This is a genomic window from uncultured Lutibacter sp. (assembly GCF_947495725.1).
In the GTDB taxonomy this organism is placed as follows: Bacteria; Bacteroidota; Bacteroidia; order Flavobacteriales; family Flavobacteriaceae; genus Lutibacter.
This window is the reverse complement of record NZ_CANLZZ010000003.1, coordinates 1-15,577: the sequence shown is the minus strand read 5'-3', so window position 1 is coordinate 15,577 and position 15,577 is coordinate 1. Positions and strand designations below refer to the sequence as shown.

The following is a 15,577-nucleotide window of genomic DNA, read 5'->3' as shown; positions in this document are numbered from 1 at the left end:
AATTACAATGTGATTTTAAGATTTTGGTGTATGCGTTCTAAATAGGCTTCTTTTAAAGCTTCCATATATGCTTCCACATCTTCTTCAGTAGTTAATTCGTGCTTTGCAAATTCAATGTGAATGCTACTCTTTTTAATGTATTTTGGTGTTGTTTTTTTATACTCTTTACTTCCATCACCTTCAGCTGATTTTGGAGTTAACCATTCCGTCATTAAATTCATTTGGCTACTATACAAATGGTCATCCATTGTATGAGTAATATCTCTAATATTACCAATAAAGCGTTCTTCAGCTATTTTCTTTTTTAAATCGAGTATCGTTTTTTCAATTTGTCGTTGTTTTGCCTCCTCAATTTTGCTGTATTCTTCCGAATCTTTAATTGCTTTCTCAATCGCATTCAACTTCGTATTGAATATCTCCTTTTCGGAATTGATAGCTTCCAATACTTTTTTAGTTAAGCTATCTTTTGATGCTTTTGCCAATTGAATGCCATTTCCTTTGTAAGGAGTTTCACTATCAAGAATGGTCTCTAAGGTTTTAACCTCATCTCCTTCAATAAAATTTAGATTGGCATTGTTACTATTCAATAATTTTTTAACCTCATCGTAAATTTTTACTTGGTCACCATTCATAAACCGTTTAATCGGGTCTAATAAATCCTCTTTAGCATCTAATAAGTTATCCTCAAAATTGGCCAAATTGGTAATATAATAACTGTACTCTTTTTTAGATAGCGTATCCAATTTTTCACTAAAATCTTCTAAAGTTTTTAGGAAATGGTATTCATTTTTACGAGCCAGCAATTGATTTACACCAACAGCCATTTCTTTTATTTGATTCTTAAAAGCATTGGCCACATCCTTAGGTTCTTTTAATGGGCACGATTCATCAAAAGCATCTTTATAAGTTTGCTTTAATTTTTTTACAGCACCCACATCAAAACTTGCTTGTGGTTCTAATAATGTAGTTCCGTGTTTAGAACTGTTCAATAATGCGTTCAATACATCTTGGTCCTCCAATAGGTTCGGACCTTGCATTACTTCAATTTTACCTCGCTTGTATAGCCTTGCGGTAACGGTCCAAATAGCATTTGAATACCAACCATATGGTTTACGTGAAAAGTGTATTTTAAGGTCGTTTAAGGATGTTCTGTCTGCTTGTTTCTTTCGTCTATTTATGATATTTAATATTTCTGATTCTGCTTCTGAAATAGTAGCATCATCTGCTCCAAATAAATCATCTTGTCTTGAGACAATAGTTGCTTTAACAGTATCTTCACTGTATTGTGTGCTACCTAACATTCTAAGACTTGAATACACTGTTTTTATCAGGTCTTGAAATGCATTTACCACACGAGTCTTACCATCAGCTGTTTGCCCCAATTCGTGTTTAGAACCATTCATATAAACAGTAGACTTTGCCAACGAAATATTAGCAATGAGCATTAAATTTCTTCGTCTTTCAGCATTTAATTGTGCTTTATCCTGAAGTATTCGTTTGCGCTCTGTTGCATTGGATGTAGATTGATTTTGTTTTACGTATTTATGAGTTTTTAAATACATTTTAACATCTTTCATAAATACAGCATCAGAACTCAACACCATTTTCATACTGGTGCTACCCATTGTTTGTGATTGTATAAAAACTACGTTCTCGTAATCACTATAATTTTCTGTAATGATTTCAATTTCTAACTCTTTTTCTCGTCCAAACATAGAGCCATCAATCTTGGTGGTAAAATCGTAATCTTGCTTGTTATCCAAGTATTTTATTTTGTTATCACGTATGATTTCATCAAATAAAATTTCTTTTAATAATTGGGTAACAGCTGTTTCATCTATTTCGGTCTCTTTGATTTCTTCTTCTATATCTCTTTCATCATCCGTTAAAAACTCATACAAATCACCATTTCGTTGTACGTAATTTTGGTTCTCCAAAATATTCAGCGCTTCATCAATATTTTTTTCGTGCTTTTTAATATCGATATTGATATCATCAATCATCAATACGGAGATGTTTCTTTTGGTTGTTTTAAAATTCACAAAGTACTTCACTAGGAATAGTGCTTTTAATACTTGCTTAGCGAAATTGTTATCCAGATTTCGTTCCGCTAAAATCACTGAACTTTGGATTTCACCACGTAATTCATTACGAATACCTTCAAACATTAAGTCGAAACTAACCAGGGCTTTGTCATCTCTATTTTCAATTTTTTGAATCACTTGCTGAAATACTCCCAACATAGAACGTTCTCCAACGGAAGCGTGTTTTCCTTGGAATGCATTGTGTGTTGATAATGCTCTTCTACATTGTTGAAATAAATCGAATTGATATGGAACCAATGGGAATTTATTCCCAAAATCAGCTCCATCACGATATCCCTTAAATTGAACTCCTGCTTCTGAAAATGAAATTAATGATTCTAAATGGGCACTTTCTGTTTGATAAGAAGCTACCAGCTGTTTTTGAGCATCACAATCTTTCTTTAATAAACGCTTTTCAATTACCTCATCCACATTTGCAGAGGTCAATGGAACTTTTATTTTAAAACGAGCTTGAATACGTGAAAAGTCATTCTGTTGTTGCTTGTTCATATCTCCAACAACCTTTTCCATATCTTCCTGAGATGTTACCAATATCCAAGATTTTCCGTGAGTTCTTGTAGCTAAGGTTTCAGCGATGGTTTGTAAATTTAGCATCAGTTTAGTGTTGTCACTAATGTACTGCCCAACTTCATCCACAAAGAAATTTAGTCTAAAATTTGATGGTTTTGTTTTTAGATAGTTATGAACTCTTTCAGCAAAATCTTCAATGGATTGTTTTTGTTTATCTTCTAAATCATCTAAAATATCTTCATATTTTGATGCATCTGTATTATTTAATTTACCCAATACTTCAGCAATATCGTCAGTTACCATCGGGTCGAAATAATCAATTCTAGCTTCTTCCCAAGATTTTCCGTGCTTGGTATTAAAGTTGGTTTTGAACGTATCGTACTGGCCTTGTTTATCCAGCCACATTTCAAATTCCGCAACGTGAGGTTGAAAACCATAATACCCTAAATGGTCAAAAAACACTTTATAAAATACAGATAAAATGGCATTCTCATCAGATTTGCTTGTAATCTGAGCTTGCTGGTCTATGTTGAATAAAACAGATTCTGAAGGTATTTTGGAGGCTCTAAGAACATCGGCTTTTAACATTTCGTCATTTTCAATCTTTTCAGCAAATAACTCTCCACTTTTATAACCATCATATGCTTCTTTATTCTCTAACACATATGATAAAATCTTTAACAAGTGAGATTTACCAGAACCAAAAAAACCTGATATCCAAACACCATTGGCTCCAGCATAATCAATGTATTCAGAGAAGAGGTCTCTAATTTTTTTTCCAATTTCATTGGTGATTACATATTCAACTACCTCATCTGAGATATGCTCACGGTCATCCGCTTTAATAACCGTTTCAATGTTTCTGTTGATGTCTTTTTCAAAAAACTTCTTTATCATAATAATCTATTTTGCTTCAATTTTATCAATATTAAATGCTCGGTAATAATTGTCATCTTTCAACAGTCCAAAAAGATTTAAAGAATGCCCATCATAATCCCCAGGGAAAAACATCACCGTTGGAGCCTCTTTTGCAATATTTTGAAGATTGTTCAATACATTGTGAGACCTTATGAATGGGTATACTAAACCAACACCCGTTAGGAAATAAATCTTGGCTTCACTTTCCAATATCTTCTTTTCAATCCTAGGCATCAACACTTGATGTATATTTAATGACGATTGTAATGCTCTTAAAAATTTCTCTTTGGATTTCTTTTTTTCTACTCGAAACATTCGCTCCACACCACCTTTTTCGTCTAGTATTTCACAAACTAAATCATATAAATTTATTTCTAAAATAGGCACCCCAGCGGTGTCTAATTTCTTTTTCAATAGTTGAATTGACTCCGCTACTTTTAGCTCTTGTTCGGCTTTATATGGTGATATAAAGAAGGGTATTTCACCACCCAATCCATCTTTTCTTAAAAACCGACTAGATGATAGTTTCTTGTATAAATCGTCAAACTTTTTTACAATCTCTACCATATTAACTTCTATTTTCTATATCCATATCACTCATAAAAAAGACTTTTAACCATTGCTCATTATCAGATGCTATTGTATTGATAACGTTAGCGTCTAAAAGTTGAGGTTGAATCATTTTGCTTTTTATGTCATCTATGATTCCAGCTTGTTCTAATATTTTAAACGTGACTTGTTTTATCTTGTTTTCGGTAATTTCTGTTAATTTTTCCATTTCTGGATGTAGTTCAGATTTTCGTCTATAAAATGAAATGTAATCTCCTTCGGTAATTTGATAATCAAACACCAGTAATTTTTCACGTAATACCTCCACCACAAAATCTCTAATAAAACTATGTGATTTGCATACCGATAAAAATGCGAGTTGTTTTTGAGAGGTGAAATCTCCAGCAATGAAAAGTTGTAATTCTTTATCTGTTAATTTGCTTAACCTTTTTTTAATTTCGTTTAATCTACGTTGGCCAGTATTTCTATTGCCATCACCAAAATCAACCATTTCAACTGGTTGACCTAGCTGAATAGCCTCTGCGACCTTTATCATTTCATTCACCCTAAGTGAAAACCCCGTAAACGAAAAATTATATTTATTTAACTCAATCATTAATGTACCAAATCATTTAGATGAACATTCAGTACTTCACTCAGCTTCATTAAGTTTTTCTTTGAAGGATGGCTTTTTTCTTTTACCCAGTTACTCATAGTGACAGTGCTCACCCCAATTCGCTGGGCTAACCAGTTTTGTTTAACACCTTTAGATTTTAGTAATTCTTTTAACAGCATCTATTTAATAAAAATTAAAGTTTCTCTTCAGTAAAGGTAACGAAAGAGTTTAAAAGAATGGTTCTAAATTTATTCAAATTTTCATTCATTATTCAAATTTTTTATAAATGTTTCTTTGGTTATAAATAGGACATGTCAATAAAAGGAGATGACGTTATTTAATTAATAATATTTTTTATAACGATAATTTTAAAACAAGAAAAGTCTTAATTATCAACTCAGTTCTTTTTATCATTATAATTCGTTGATGAGTTGTTGAATTCTTGGTTTTGAATTGCCGTAGCTAACTATTCTAACATCCAATGGGGTATTTTTAAATTTTACTATTGATTTTGATATTGATTCCATTATCCAATTAGGTTCATTGCCAAAAGCACCGCCTCCTAAAAGCGTTAAATAAACCTTGTTCGAACCTGTTTTACCCAAATTAATCAAACCAGCATATAGAGTTGCTTCATAAGCGGCTTCTAATATTATTCTTGCAAAATGCTCCCAATAAAACGATTGAATATCCGAATAGGCCACAGGAAGCGCTGAACAATATGCTTGTGATACAATTTGTTTTTGATTGGTAAGAGTTACCTCAGTATCCCACTGAATTCCTATTTTAAGCCTACCTTTTAAATGCTCACTTTGAGAATTATTAAAGTTGCTTAGCTGAGTGTTAATTTCTAATAGTCTTTCTTTACTTGGTAAGAAGTATCCATTACTCATATTCCAAAGAAGTAACTCGCTATTATTTAATTTTTCTCCAATCAAATCTAAACAATCAATTTGATTCGTTGAAGTCTGTCCTATTTGTCCATTAAGAGGAACAAAGTAGTTTCTGTAAATAGTTCCAGCTCCACAAGCTATGGCACATGCCGGACCTTGAGTATGGTCATGCTCATAAATATCAATTCCATGTTCAGGGGTTATATGAGGACCTACCATTTCAAGTAAATTGAATTGAGATGCAGCCTGAAATAGTGCATTTTTATTATCTGGAATGCAATGTAATTTTTGAACATCACCAACAACTTCAGTTACCATAATTTTTTCTTTATATATTGCTAAAGGAGGTGACTGTTCTTTTAATTCATTAAGTGTTGGTATTTGCAAAGTTCCAAATTGAAAGGACTTACTATTCTCTTTTGAAGTTAGGTTTACTCCATCAATTAAAATATTCTTTCTTACGTTCTCTGGAGAAACTTCATCAAATCCAGTTAGTTTTTTAAACCACATATAAATTAGTTTTTAAAATTATCTAAACTCTATAATTTTTCAGCATATTCTTTTACCCAAGGCTAAATTAGTACATCATTTATAGTGTTGAATTTTTCAGTAATTAACTCTATAAAAGTTTTATCTAAATTAGCGAGAGTTAAATTATCAAAAATATAAATTCCAATAACATAAGGGTAGACAAATTTTGAAGGAGCTTTTAAATGTATTTAAATTTTTATTACTTTAAATACATCAAAATCTCTAATAGATCAACATCTACAAATTTTAATCTCTATTTTTCTTAGATAATTGTTCTATAGCTTTTATTCTTACATCTCTTTGATGTAAAATTGTTATATCATAATCAGTTTCATTATTAGAACCCAATTTACCTGTAACTACAAACAACTCGATGAACATAAAAAAGAAAAACCAAAGTAACCAAACAAATAGAGATACCTTGTTACTACTCAATAAAACATACATCGTATCTAATTCATCTAAAAAACCTATTTTTCCCTTTTCTTCTTTTTCAACAATTTTCCTCACTTGTAATTTTTGAGCAATAAAATCACTTCTCATTGTTGCAAATTCATTTAGATCATTTTCAATAATTGGAATTAAATCCCCTTTAGGGTTAGGTACCGATGAACTCGTATATTCAGTTTCTATATACATGGTGTCCTTTTGAACTATAGAAATCTCACCAGTGACTTTATCAACTACGCTTTTATTAAATTTTCCCGGAATTCGTTTAACTTTATTAGAAGGCATTTTAATTGTAGGTCTTGTAGTAATTTCTTTAAGTAATAAATTTCTCTCTACGTTCTTCTCCACAATCAATGTATCTAGCCTAGATATTTCATCATTTATCATAGAAATTTTAGCTTCTAAATTTTGTTCTATTCTTGCATTAATTTTCTCAGATTGTGCTATTTCAATATCCTCTTTGAAAATTATTTGATCAATAATTAGAGAACCAAGAATAGCCATAATTAGTGCTATTCCAAATCTAAAAGTCAATGAAAATTTGTTTTTCCCAACATTAAGAATAATTTGTCGTTCAATCTGGATAATTATAAAAACCATAATTACAGCCCCTATTATAGATCCAAATTGATTAAGGTGAATATATCTATTACAAAATGAATATCCTATAAACCCCCATATCAGTGAAACAATTAATATTGCCGAAGTAAATTTTTTCACTGCTTTAGAACTCGCTTCACTACTATTCCTCATTATTTCATAATTGTAACCTGTAAGAAAACAACCGAATTTAATCCACCAATTTTTCATGTTCAATTAAATTGAATTAAGTAAATTAGTTGACATTGATGCCAACCCTCTATTAAAACCTCTTTTATAAGAAAATCTAATTCTTTTGCTCAACCCTTCATTATTTTCAAAATCATCTTTAATCATTTTTACTTGTGATGAACTCTTTAATGTTTTTTCTTTTTGACTTTCTAGCTGATTAACTGTATCAATAAGCCCAGCATCTTTTCTAGATTTTATATGAAACTCAAGGTCTTGTAATAAATTTGAATAATGGAATATTGCTCTTTCTATTTTTATCCCTAAATCCATCAATAATAAATCAATATTTTCTTCTTTATATGAAGTATCTGGGTTGGTCAATGCATCTTGGTATCCTCTTTGCTCAAAATCAACACTAGCATAATCATAAATTTCATCTAAATTATAAATAATTATAGATTCATTTTCAGGTTGAGGTTCGGTATCATCTACAAATTGAGCTTCGCTTGGCTCTATATTTTCAATTAAATTTTCTGATTTATTTTTTTTGTTAAAAAATTCAAATAATCCCATTTTATAATTTATTTAATATATTTCGTTGGTATTTTATATTTACTATGCCCTTTTTGATGACACTTTTTACAAACTGTCACTAAATATTTAATATCGTATTCCCAAGGCTCTTTAAAAGTTCTTTTAAGCTCAGAAAAATGATATTGCTTATGATGAACTTGAAGGTTTTCGACAGAGCTGCAAACTACACATTTATTAAAATCTCGTTTCAACACGGATTTACGTAATTTTTTCCAACGTTCATCAAACAATTTCGCTCCATATGAACCATGATTAAATTTTCCAAATTGATAATTTTGCTTTTTAGAATTTTTCAACTATTCCCTTGTTTAATATTTTTACCTCAAATTTACCTTCATTAAAAAAGAAAACCTTACGGGTTTCCGTAAGGTTTTAATTACTATTGACTTGTATTTATAATTATTGCTTTATTCAGAAGTTGGTCTTAACTCATACAAATGAGCCTTTTTATATTTTATTATCCATATATATTTTAAGTCCATGAGTTTTGTTTTAAATGTAATTCTAAAAAGAAATTAGATATACTTATTGATTTGCTTTTTTATAAATATCTTTCCAATATTTAGTTACAATATTTTTAAAAGGTTCTTTTTCAATTCTAGGAATAAAATCTCCTGCATTCTGATTGTAAGCTTTAAAATTACCACAGTATTTGCAAAATTCCTCAAGTTGATTTTTTAAATCTTCTTTTGACACTTCTGATAAGCTCGATATTGCATTCTTTCCTTCTTTTAATCTATCGATACCACCAATAATACTACATGCATAATAACCTCTTTTATTCAAACCAATGCCACAATAACTGGTTACCCAACAACCTTTGTCATAATCCGAATTATCATAGTCTTCATCATCAAATGGGGCATCATTAAAAGGTGAAAAATATTCTACATTTTTACTTTCCTTAAATGATCCATAATCAATTCTGACATTCTTAAAAGATTTTACCTTTTCACATAAATCCCTAGACTTCGCTTCAACACCATTAGAAACAACTTGTAAAATAGTATTAGGTGAAAACTTTTCAATATAATTTTCATGTATTAATTCTATTATTTTTTCAAAATTTGGATGTAAGGTTGGCTCTCCTCCTAACACATTTATTAGTTCCCATTTTTTATTCAAACTTATCGAATCATTAATAAATTTTTCAATATCTAATACACTAACAGACTCTGTAGTTGGCGCTTGCGTACAAGAACGATTACATCCAATACATTTTAAATTACAATCATATGTAATATCAATTTCAATTTTGTTCTGATTTGGTTCAAATGTTTTTCTTCCTTTAAACGCAATAACTGGAGAAAGACTAGGTTTATTTAAAATTTCTGCAATACAGCTTTCTTTTAAATCTCTATCTTCATCTTTTTTATCATAATCACGCTCATAGAAATAATTAACCTCATTTAACTGTAATGGTTGCTTGCTCATTTCAACTATAGGCACCATTAAAGCAAAATCATCACAAGTTTCAAACCAATTGTTTTGATATAACTTCTTTTCTTTATCTTCATATTTGAAATGTGTTAGAGGAATTGAATCAAACAAGTATTTTTTAAAAGTTTTTAAATGCTGCCATACATTTCCTCCTTTTTTTCTTGGGTTATTAAAATCAACAGGATATCTATAATGTGGTTGTAATCTATAAGTTTGGTGAAATCTTCCAACAACAACATCAGCATTATAATTATCGTACTTGTAAATCAAGTTTTGTAATGTTTCATTACCAATTAACGCATCATCCCCATCTAACATTACGATAATAGATTCAGGATTATCCATATAGTAATGAATTGATCTATATACATTTTCTAGTCTTGTAGATTTTGTTCTTTTCTTTATAAAAGTAATTCTTTCTTTATAAGGCTTAATTAGTGAATCAATAAGGTAAGGTAATCCATTATCTGAATTATCATCTAGTAGAATCAAACCAAAATCATTATAACTTTGACTCATCAAAGAATACCACATTCTTAAAAAACGATTGTAAGAAACATTTCTAAAACATGAAACTACTACTAACTTCTCATTTCGTTTTGGAATTGACCAATCATATAATGAACCTTCACAATCAAAAGCTCCATATTGGATTTCTGGAACTTTATTCTGCTCAACTCTATCTAGTATGAACATCCATGCATATGGCTTATTTTTTCTATAATTTTGTGGGTGAATATAAAATGACTCATGGTTACCTCCTCTAATAGAGCATTTTTTTGATTCTTTTTGTTTTTTTAAAAGTGACCTATGCCAAGTAAATTCTAAATTTCCATTATCATCAATAGAATTAGGTAGAGGCAATAAGGAGTTTATTCTTTTTTTATGTAACAATCCCATTCTAACTTCAGGGACAAAACCTCCATTTTTAAACCCGAAATAATCATTTGATTCTTTATTCAATATATTAAATCCAACAGAAAGAACTTCTTTATTCTTATAAAACTCATTAAGCATATCTTTTAAAAAAGAATGCTTATAATTTTTACGTCCAATCATTACATCAACATCCATTTGTAAAATAAAATCACCTTTACACTGATTAAAAGCCCATAATTGAGGAGAAACAGGGGCATTTTTTGAAGTGTGTGATCTTTTACAAGAAAGATCAAACCATTGTTTGTTAATACTTAAACTTTGTTCATTATCAAAAACTATATATCTATCAATTACATTATTTAAATGTAATTTTTGAATTTTATCAATTAATAATTGAACAGAGCCCTTTGAGTAATATTCTCTTAAAAAATTATTTTCTCTAGGATCAATTAAAACAACTATTTCATAAAACGGATTAGGTGAAATTAATTGTTTTACTATGTGTTTTATATTCTCCTCCACAGTTTGAACATCTTGAGGACAAGTTTTTATGAGTAAACTTACTTTTTCTTGTAATGGCTTAATCTTTTCATAATTTACAAAAAAAGAACTAGGCTCAAAATAATTATGTTCATTTAGATTAACATCTTCAAATGAAACATTTGTCAAATATTTTCCTTTTTTTAATCCCAAATAAAACGATTTTTCAAAATTTAACTTCTCTGAATACTTAATTGATTCCTTTGAAGATGTAGTTAAATTAAATGAAACCTTATCCTTTGATTGTTCTAAAATAATATTTGCAAAAACTTTATTTACAAATTCTCGCAACCCTTTTAATTCAGATAATGTGAAATTATTGATTGCTGATCTTTTTACCTTTTGAAAATGTGAATACTCATATTTGGCATAATAATTAATGTATAAATACATTCTCGCACACATATTGAGAAATAGATTATCAGTATAGTCTTTACCATCTAAATCAATTATTTTAATAGTATTACCAACCCGAATGCAATTCTCAGGTTTACAATCCATAATAATAATTTTAAGGATCCATAATTCGGTTAAAATACTAATTGCTTCATCTTCGTGATAATTTGAGCAAATTTCTCCTTCTTCATAATTATACTTGACTATAAAAGTCTCTTTTGCTCTGATTAAATCAATATTATATAAATGTTTGGTATTAGTTGGTAGGTTCAAAAAATAAGATTTTCTTCTGTAGGCTTTTTCAAAATTAAAGCTCTCAAATTGCAATGGAATAATAACTTTATAAACATAGTTATTATCTCTAAAAACAACTCCTTCATGACCACTCCCCAAATAAATTGTTTTGGATATATGTTGAGACTCCAATATACTTTTTGCTGTATCAATTCTTTTACTCATTCAATAATAGCATATTATACATTTCTTCTCTACAAGAAATATAAGTGTTCTTTTTTTTGTTACTCAAGGTTGTAGAACCATTTAGATTATAGTTCACTGCTAAAATCTCTTCAGCAAAATGCCATTTATAAGTATTGCTTAATAAATATTTTATCAATAATAAATGATCTTCACCACTTTCAATATTTGGATATGGAATTAATACAGAAGGTTTAATAAATAAATTACAAGAGGGTAATTCAGCATTCGAATCACCTTGTGACATATTAAATACTCTATCTTTCAAATATTTTTTATCTAACAATTTTCTAGAGCTTTTATTAACTCTACTAATTATAGTATTATTTAATCTCAAATAATTTCCTGCAAGAATTAAATCAGGACTATTTGAATTAAATATTTGTTCAATTTTTGATAATACATCGGCATTTGAATACTCATCATCGGCATCTAACCTTGCAATTAAATCTACTTCCGTTAGATTCTTTAATATATATGTGTTTATTTCATTTCTGGTTTTAACAACATTAGAGTTATTTAAATTTAATATTGAAATTACCTTATGATTAATATGCAAAATATCTTCTATTTGCGATTTCCAATCATCAAATGAATTATCATTTCCAATAACAATATGAATTTGTCTTTCTATATTTACTTGCCTTAATATTGAAATTAAACATCTCCGTATTTCATTTGAATTATTATGCATTGCAACAGCAACAACTATTTTTCTTTTAACCATTAAATTTCAACTCTTTAAAAAGTTTAATAATCTCGTCACTTTTTGAATAATTAAACAGTTTTTTTGATCTTTCTAAAGACGATATTAAAGTTTCTTTATTATATTTTTTTAAATGTTTCTTATAAAAAACATCTAAACCTCTTTTTTTTGCTTCAATATTTGAAGTAACTGTTTTATGTCCAACACAATGATGTACTAGGACATTAGGATTAATTTCTATTTCTTTTATTCCATATTCATTTAAAAATCTTATCATTAAATCCCTATCTGTACAACTTCTTAAATTTTCATCAAAACCATTAATTTCTTCTAATGCAGAAAGCTTGAAAATCATATTACTTCCCTGGATTCCAGGATTCCCAACTAAAAAGTTTTTTACATTTAAATCTTCATATTCAAATTTATGCGGGTGTTTACAATCTTCTCTTTTCAAATAAGAAAAAATTGCTTTTGGCTCTGATTTTTTTATAATACTGTTTGTTGCTTTTAAATAAGAACTATCCCAATAGTCATCATCATCTAAAATAGCTACATAATCACTTACTCCTATTTTCTTAGATAAATAGTCAATACCAGTATTCCAAGCACCAGTACCAGACATTCCTCTTTTCCTAGTGTTTTTAATATAAAAAACATTTGGCAAGTTCATTCTTTCAATTATACACTTATTTGAAAAATAAATTTCTTCTTCATTATCATCTACAATAACTAATAGATGAGGAAGAATTGATTGATTTAATACAGAATTTAGAGATCTATTCAATAATAAATCTATTCTATCCATTGATGTTGCAATTAAAACTCCAATTTCAATCTTTTTCATTATGCTAACGCCTCTTCCTTTATTCTACAACTCAAACATTCTCCACATTCTTGATTATTAACTGGTTGATAACATGAAATTGTATTATCTAAATTTACACATAACTGATTAGCTATTTCTATAATTTCTCTTTTTGAATAATTAATGAAAGGTGTCTTAATTTTAATATTTGAGCTTGATTCTGTTAATAAATTTAATTGTTTAAAGAATGAGGGTCTACAATCCCAATAATCTTCAGAATCATCTTTATTGACAGCAATAAAAACTTTTTTTACCCCTAATGATTCTGCTTTACTTAATGCTAAACTTGAAAATACTAAATTTCTAAAAGGCACATATGAATTAATTCTTTTATTTCCATAAGAGTCAACATTAAATCCATTTATATCAAGTTTGTTATTGACCAGAGCTGATGATTCAAATAAGTTTTTAGGAACATCTATTATTATATGTTTTTTTACATTAAAATAAGATGTATTGTTACACGCTAACTCCAATTCTAACTTATTTCTTTGATTATAGTTAAAACTTAAACAAATAATTTCATAATTTTCTTTAACTAATTTAGCAAGTAACGTTGTAGAGTCAATTCCTCCACTTAACAGAAGAATTACTGTTTCTTTTTTCATAACAATATTTAGGGGTTCTTTAATCATTTTCAACATCAAAAATAATAAAACCTCTCTATTATTTAGCTAAAATAAGATGGTTTTCAATAAATTATTCTCCATACAACTAATTGATTTAATATATTAGATACAATTAATATAATCAATAATCAAAGTTTGAATTGTAAAGGGTTTATCTTCTATTAAAAAACAGCACTTTTTATTTTTAACAAGGTTTCATCATAATTTCGGACCTAATCAACCTTTTAAAAATTTAATATCTCCAAATCAAATTTTGCTCAAAAAATAATAAAGTCCATATCCACTAATGTTAATACTTTCCTTAACATAAATTTTACATTTTAAATTTAATAAATGCTTTAAATTCATTATTAATGATTGATTCAAAAGTAATAATACCTCTAACAGTTAATATACGGGTTTCCACATTTTACAGCTCACTTCTTTGTTTCAAGATTATTCTAACTAGCATTTATACTATTGTTTAAGTTTTAATGCAAAAAATATATTAATGACTCTACATAATTTACTCTAGCTACAATACCTTATCATTTATAAATACTTCTATTTATTAAAAATTCAATATTTAACATTAAAAAATGAATCTTTTTTTACTAAATTGCATTAAGAAAATTAATAATAATCAAAAGCTAAAACTGCATACGTTTTTGCATACGATTTAAAAATACAATAGCTCGGGAGCCCCAGTAAAATGGCTTTAAATTCAATTTAACTTGGATTCATAACCAGGAGGTCTGCAGTTCAATTCAGCATCACGCTACAAAATAAGAATGTGAAAACAAGCGATTTAGTGCTCCTAAATCGCTTTTTTCATGTTTAATTTAAATGAATTTCTATCAAACGAGTAAGGTAATCATTTGAGAATAATCTCGAATTGTATTTTAATTAACAAAAGTATTCCAAAACAAAATTGGACGAAAGACTCTTCTACATTTGAATTTAGTTAAAAAAAAACAATTATACAAACCTCATATTATGGTTTAAAGAACATCATAAATAATTCTACGCAAAAGTTTAACGAAAATAAAAGAGATATTAAAAACACAATTTATTAAGCAAAAAATATTTGAAATTTTCAAATGTTTCATTTAAAGTTCTAAATTGAATGTAAAAAATAAACTAAAAATCTTTCTGAAAAAAAATTTTGTGATAATTATTATAAAAAATAATAGACTTCCTTCATAAAAAAACATTCCTCCTACTTACTTAAAAAAGTAATCATATTTTAGTAAAGAGAAAATTGCAGTTTTTTTTTGTAAAACTAGGTTATTCAAGAGGTAAGTAATATAAAAATATATTTATATTAAAATACTAGTAAAAATAAGCAGCCGCATATAATTTCTTGAGAAATTTGTCGTCCCCACAACGGTAGTATAATCAAGTAAATTTATATTACGACTGCTCTTTATTATTATTTCATTTTTAGAATTATAAATTCTGTTCTTCTATTTAGTTGATGTTCTTCTTCTGTACATTTTACATTATTTGAACATTTATTCACTAATTGAGTTTCTCCAAACCCTTCATATTTCGTAATTCGATCTGGGCTAATTCCTTTTGAAATGATGTAATCATAGGTAGATTTAGCTCTATTTTCAGAAAGTACAATGTTGTATTGATCGTTGGCTCTACTATCTGTATGTGATTCTAATCTAATTACCATACCTGGATACTTGTTCATTAACTCAACAACTTTATCTAATTCAAC

Annotated in this window: 13 protein-coding genes; all 13 read right to left on the bottom strand. The window is 28.3% G+C overall.

Annotated features, from left to right (window positions below; genetic code table 11):
- Window positions 1-2: 2 nt before the first annotated feature.
- On the bottom strand, window positions 3-3,512 hold the full coding sequence (gene brxC, locus Q0776_RS07040; protein WP_298366433.1) for a BREX system P-loop protein BrxC: 3,510 nt from the start codon (window positions 3,510-3,512) through the stop codon (window positions 3-5).
- Window positions 3,513-3,518: 6 nt separating this feature from the next.
- Complete coding sequence (locus tag Q0776_RS07035) at window positions 3,519-4,100, bottom strand: DUF1788 domain-containing protein (RefSeq protein WP_298366431.1); 582 nt, start codon at window positions 4,098-4,100, stop codon at window positions 3,519-3,521.
- A gap of 1 nt (window position 4,101) precedes the next feature.
- Window positions 4,102-4,698, bottom strand: a complete 597-nt coding sequence (locus tag Q0776_RS07030) for a DUF1819 family protein (protein ID WP_298366429.1) — start codon at window positions 4,696-4,698, stop codon at window positions 4,102-4,104.
- Window positions 4,698-4,877, bottom strand: coding sequence for a helix-turn-helix transcriptional regulator (locus tag Q0776_RS17805; RefSeq protein ID WP_366138976.1), 180 nt, complete (start codon window positions 4,875-4,877; stop codon window positions 4,698-4,700). Before Q0776_RS17805 ends, Q0776_RS07030 begins: the two co-directional genes overlap by 1 nt.
- 234 nt (window positions 4,878-5,111) lie before the next feature.
- Window positions 5,112-6,101 carry a hypothetical protein gene (locus tag Q0776_RS07025; RefSeq protein ID WP_298366427.1) on the bottom strand — a complete coding sequence of 330 codons (990 nt, stop codon included), beginning with the start codon at window positions 6,099-6,101 and terminating at the stop codon, window positions 5,112-5,114.
- 267 nt (window positions 6,102-6,368) lie between these two features.
- Entirely contained in the window at window positions 6,369-7,325 is a 957-nt protein-coding gene (locus Q0776_RS07020) for a DUF4407 domain-containing protein (RefSeq protein WP_298366425.1), read from the bottom strand.
- Between the two features lie 63 nt (window positions 7,326-7,388).
- On the bottom strand, window positions 7,389-7,916 hold the full coding sequence (locus tag Q0776_RS07015) for a hypothetical protein (RefSeq protein WP_298366424.1): 528 nt from the start codon (window positions 7,914-7,916) through the stop codon (window positions 7,389-7,391).
- 8 nt (window positions 7,917-7,924) lie between these two features.
- Complete coding sequence (locus Q0776_RS07010) at window positions 7,925-8,233, bottom strand: hypothetical protein (protein WP_298366423.1); 309 nt, start codon at window positions 8,231-8,233, stop codon at window positions 7,925-7,927.
- Window positions 8,234-8,462: 229 nt separating this feature from the next.
- Window positions 8,463-11,651, bottom strand: coding sequence for a glycosyltransferase (locus tag Q0776_RS07005; protein WP_298366421.1), 3,189 nt, complete (start codon window positions 11,649-11,651; stop codon window positions 8,463-8,465).
- A complete protein-coding gene (locus Q0776_RS07000) occupies window positions 11,644-12,396 on the bottom strand; it encodes a glycosyltransferase family A protein (RefSeq protein WP_298366419.1) in 753 nt (250 codons plus the stop codon). The genes Q0776_RS07005 and Q0776_RS07000 overlap by 8 nt, the downstream gene beginning before the upstream one ends.
- Complete coding sequence (locus Q0776_RS06995; RefSeq protein ID WP_298366418.1) at window positions 12,389-13,219, bottom strand: glycosyltransferase family A protein; 831 nt, start codon at window positions 13,217-13,219, stop codon at window positions 12,389-12,391. Before Q0776_RS06995 ends, Q0776_RS07000 begins: the two co-directional genes overlap by 8 nt.
- Window positions 13,219-13,848, bottom strand: coding sequence for a 7-cyano-7-deazaguanine synthase QueC (queC, locus tag Q0776_RS06990; RefSeq protein WP_298366417.1), 630 nt, complete (start codon window positions 13,846-13,848; stop codon window positions 13,219-13,221). Before queC ends, Q0776_RS06995 begins: the two co-directional genes overlap by 1 nt.
- A gap of 1,432 nt (window positions 13,849-15,280) precedes the next feature.
- Window positions 15,281-15,577 (bottom strand): OmpA family protein (locus Q0776_RS06985; RefSeq protein WP_298366415.1); only part of this gene is annotated, 297 nt, incomplete at its 5' end.